At 66.6% G+C, this 1,540-nt stretch carries 2 protein-coding genes; both read right to left on the reverse strand.

Features of this window, described 5'->3' with window-relative positions; genetic code table 11:
- On the reverse strand, positions 1-747 hold a 747-nt coding region (locus tag JNK68_15880; GenBank protein MBL8541823.1), incomplete at its 3' end, for an ABC transporter substrate-binding protein.
- A gap of 42 nt (positions 748-789) precedes the next feature.
- Positions 790-1,509, reverse strand: coding sequence for an ABC transporter ATP-binding protein (locus tag JNK68_15885; protein MBL8541824.1), 720 nt, complete (start codon positions 1,507-1,509; stop codon positions 790-792).
- Positions 1,510-1,540 lie beyond the last annotated feature (31 nt).

The raw sequence follows: 1,540 nt of genomic DNA on the forward strand, positions 1-1,540 counted from the left end.
GATGCCGAACTCCGCCGCCTGCTTGATGGAATTCTGCGTGTCGGTGCCGGCATTGGCCAGCCCGATCACCTTCGCACCCGAGGCCTGCGCCTTGAGCAGGAAGGAGGAGAAATCCTGACCGGGGAACGGATGGCGCACCGAACCCAGGACCTTGCCGCCCGCCGCGATCACCACTTCGCTCGTGTCCTTCTCCAGCGAGTGGCCGAAGGCGTAATCGGCGGTCAGGAAGAACCACGTGTCGCCGCCCTGCTTCACCACCGCGCGGCCGGTGCCCTCCGCGAGCGAGCGCGTGTCGTAGGTGTAATGGACGTTGGTGTCGGTGCAGTCCTCGTTGGTGATCTTCGTCGACGCGGCGCCGGAGACGATGCTGATGCGGTTCTTCTCCTTCGCCACCTTCATCACGGCGAGCGCCGTCGAGGTGCTGACGAGATCGATGATCATGTCGACGTTGTCGCGGTCGAACCATTCGCGTGCCTTGTTGGCCGCGATGTCGCCCTTGTTCTGGTGGTCCGCGAACACGACCTCGATCGGCTTGCCGAGCACCTTGCCGCCGAAATCCTCGACCGCCATCTTCACCGCCAGCACCGACCCCGGTCCGGCGAGATCGGAATAGGCGCCGGAGAGATCCGTGAGCACGCCGATCTTCACCACGTCGCTCGATACCTGCGCCGAGGCTGCCGGCGGGAATGCCAGCATCACCGCAGCCGCCACCGTCGCCACCGCCTTCTTCGCCTTTGTCATCCTCATCGCCTTCCTCTCGATTGTGGTGTCGTTCTTCGCGACATCCTCTCACACACCCAGCAGTTCGTGCAGTCGCTCCATGTTCGCGGCCAGCTCGTGCCGCTCCACCTCCAGTGCCACGCGCCCATGCTCCAGCACGAAATGCCGGTCGGCGAGCGGCGCGGCGAAGCGGAAATTCTGCTCCACCAGCACGATCGTGAGCCCTCGCTCCTTCAGCGCGCGCAGCACGCGGCCGAGCGCCTGCACGATCACCGGCGCCAGCCCCTCGGTGATCTCGTCGAGCAGCAGCAGGCGTGCGCCGGTGCGCAGGATGCGCGCGACTGCCAGCATCTGCTGTTCGCCGCCGGAGAGCCGCGTGCCCGGGCTCTTCCGGCGCTCCTTCAGGTTGGGAAACATCGCGTAGATCTCGTCGAGCGTCATGCCGCCGCTCGCCACCGCCGGCGGCAGCAGCAGATTCTCCTCGCACGTGAGGCTCGCATAGATGCCGCGCTCCTCCGGACAATAGCCGATGCCGAGGTGAGCGATGCGGTGCGTCGGCAAGCCGATCGCCTCGCGTCCGTTGATCATGATGGAACCGGTGCGCCGACCGACGAGGCCGAGTATCGCGCGCAGCGTGCTCGTGCGCCCGGAGCCGTTGCGGCCGAGCAGCGTCACGAGCTCGCCGCGGTTCACCTGGAAATCGACCCCGTGCAGCACGTGGGCCTCGCCATAGAAGGCGTGCAGGCCGGTGACGCGCAGGAATTCGGTACCGGCCGCGACGCTACTCATCTGCGGTGCCGACATAGGCTTCGAGCACGCG

This window comes from Betaproteobacteria bacterium, assembly GCA_016791345.1.
Classification (GTDB): Bacteria; Pseudomonadota; Gammaproteobacteria; order Burkholderiales; family JAEUMW01; genus JAEUMW01.

Coding starts and splice junctions, on each gene's coding strand:
- JNK68_15885 (MBL8541824.1), bottom strand. CDS start 1,509: ATGAGTAGCGTCGCGGCCGGTACCGAATTCCTGCGCGTCACCGGCCTG.